At 72.6% G+C, this 1800-nt stretch carries 1 protein-coding gene and 1 pseudogene; both read right to left on the bottom strand.

Going from position 1 to position 1800, the window contains the following annotated elements:
- Window positions 1–304, bottom strand: a pseudogene (locus H5J29_RS31285) (hypothetical protein); the annotation flags it as partial.
- Window positions 294–1800 (bottom strand): polysaccharide deacetylase family protein (locus tag H5J29_RS31280; protein WP_181784534.1); only part of this gene is annotated, 1507 nt, incomplete at its 5' end. The gene H5J29_RS31280 and the pseudogene H5J29_RS31285, both read right to left, overlap by 11 nt.

Below are 1800 nucleotides of genomic sequence, written 5' to 3'. Positions count from 1 at the left end.
GCCAGTACCCCTCGCTGGACGCCCAGTTCAGGTAGCGGCCGGCCCCCTCGCCCGAGGTGATCCGGCCGGTGCCCTCGTCCTGCACGGCCTGCACGAACGTGCCGGGGTACCGGCCCAGGTCCTCGGACCCCTGCGTGCAGTCGATCGTGCGGCAGCCGGTCACCCGCACCGGCGGCGAGGTGTGGAAGGACTCGACCGCGGTGTAGTAGACGGTCACCTCCCACCCCCCGTCCACGACGGGCTCCGCGGTCGCCGGGCTGCACCCCACGAGGACGGCCACGGCGAGGAGGAGCTCAGCGATCATGCAGGATGTCCGACGGCGCAACGAACCGGAACCCCTTCTGCTCGATCCCGGTGACCAGCTCGTCGAGCAGCTCCACGGGCAGGAACGGATGGAAGTAGGCGCTGGCCACGCCGTCCCGCACCACGGTCAGCGCGTCGGCCGCCGCGATCAGGTCCTGCGCGGACCGCGCCGCGTTGTCGTTGTAGGCCTCCGAGATGTTCTCGACGTTCTCCGGGATCACGATGCTGCCGTACGCGTCCCGCACCGAGTAGGGGAAGTACTGCGGGAAGAGCCCCTCGTTCGACGGCGTGTCCCCCGTCGAGCAGGCGCCCGCCGGACACAGCCCGCTGAAGTAGGTCCCCCGGTCGTAGCGCACACCGAACGTGTCGTGCACGGCCTGGTAGCTCGCCACCGACCCCGCGTAGTGCGGGAACTCGAAGATCCCGGGGTCGGGCAGCCCGGCCCGGACGAACTCCGCGCGGGCCACCGCGAGCCGGTCGGCGGCCCAGGCGCGGGAGTCGGCCGGGACGGGCCCGTCGAGCCGGACCTTGTTCTCGGCGTCGACGTGGGCGCTGAAGAACTCGTAGTCCGAGCCGCTCGTGCCGTTGTAGGGATTCACGGCGGACTCGTACTGGTGCGTGTAGCCGTGCAGGATCAGGGTGCCGCCGCGCTCCTGCGCGTACCGCAGCGCCTCGACCAGCTCCGGTGCGTCGACCAGCCGGAACGACACGGGCTCGCCCTCGTGCACCGCCCCGTTCGGGTCGCGGAAGTAAGGGTAGGTGGCCAGCGAGAACGGGATGCCGCGGGCGGAGAGCAGGTCGGCGATGCGCCGGACGTGCTCGGGGTTCGTGTTGGGCCCCACGTCCTCGATCCGGATCAGCGCGCGGTGCCGGGTCGGCGCGTCGGGGACCAGCATCCGGTCCACGACGTCGGCGAACGCGAGGTAGCGGTCCCGCGCCCGGACGTAGGAGAACGGGGTCTCGCTCACATAGGTCAACGATCCCGAACGCACCGCCCACGGCCGCCGCGTCCCGTCCTCCCGCACGGCCGTCCCGATCTCCACGGCGCCGCCGTCGGGCTCGAGCTGGATCGTCTGCAGCAGCTCCTGAGGCTCCGCGTTGCGCACGAGCGTGCGCCCGCCGTACTCGACGGCCCGCGCCGGGACGGGATCCGGGTCGCCCGGCTGCCAGCCGAGCGCGTCGGTCGCCCGGCGCTCCCGCTCGAACAGCTGGGACACGTTGTCCCCCAACCACAACACGGGGACACCGGAGTCCACGACGTCGGCCAGGAAGGCCTCGGGCAACGGGTCCGGCGTGTACAGGCCGACGTAGATCACCAACGCGTAGCCGCGCATCTCGGCGGGCGCGTACCGCTCGACGGGCGCGAGCGCCCATCCCCCGCGGTGCGATGCGAGGTGCGCCGCCTGCAGCGCGTAGTCGTGGCCGAGCACGGGACCGGAGCCGTGGTAGAGCACCAGGGTCCGGCGGGCGGGATCCCCCGCCGGCCCCGGGTCCCCG

The organism is Pseudonocardia pini (assembly GCF_013870575.1).
GTDB classification, from domain to species: Bacteria; Actinomycetota; Actinomycetes; order Mycobacteriales; family Pseudonocardiaceae; genus Pseudonocardia; species Pseudonocardia pini.
This window is presented reverse-complemented; position numbering and strand designations above follow the sequence as displayed.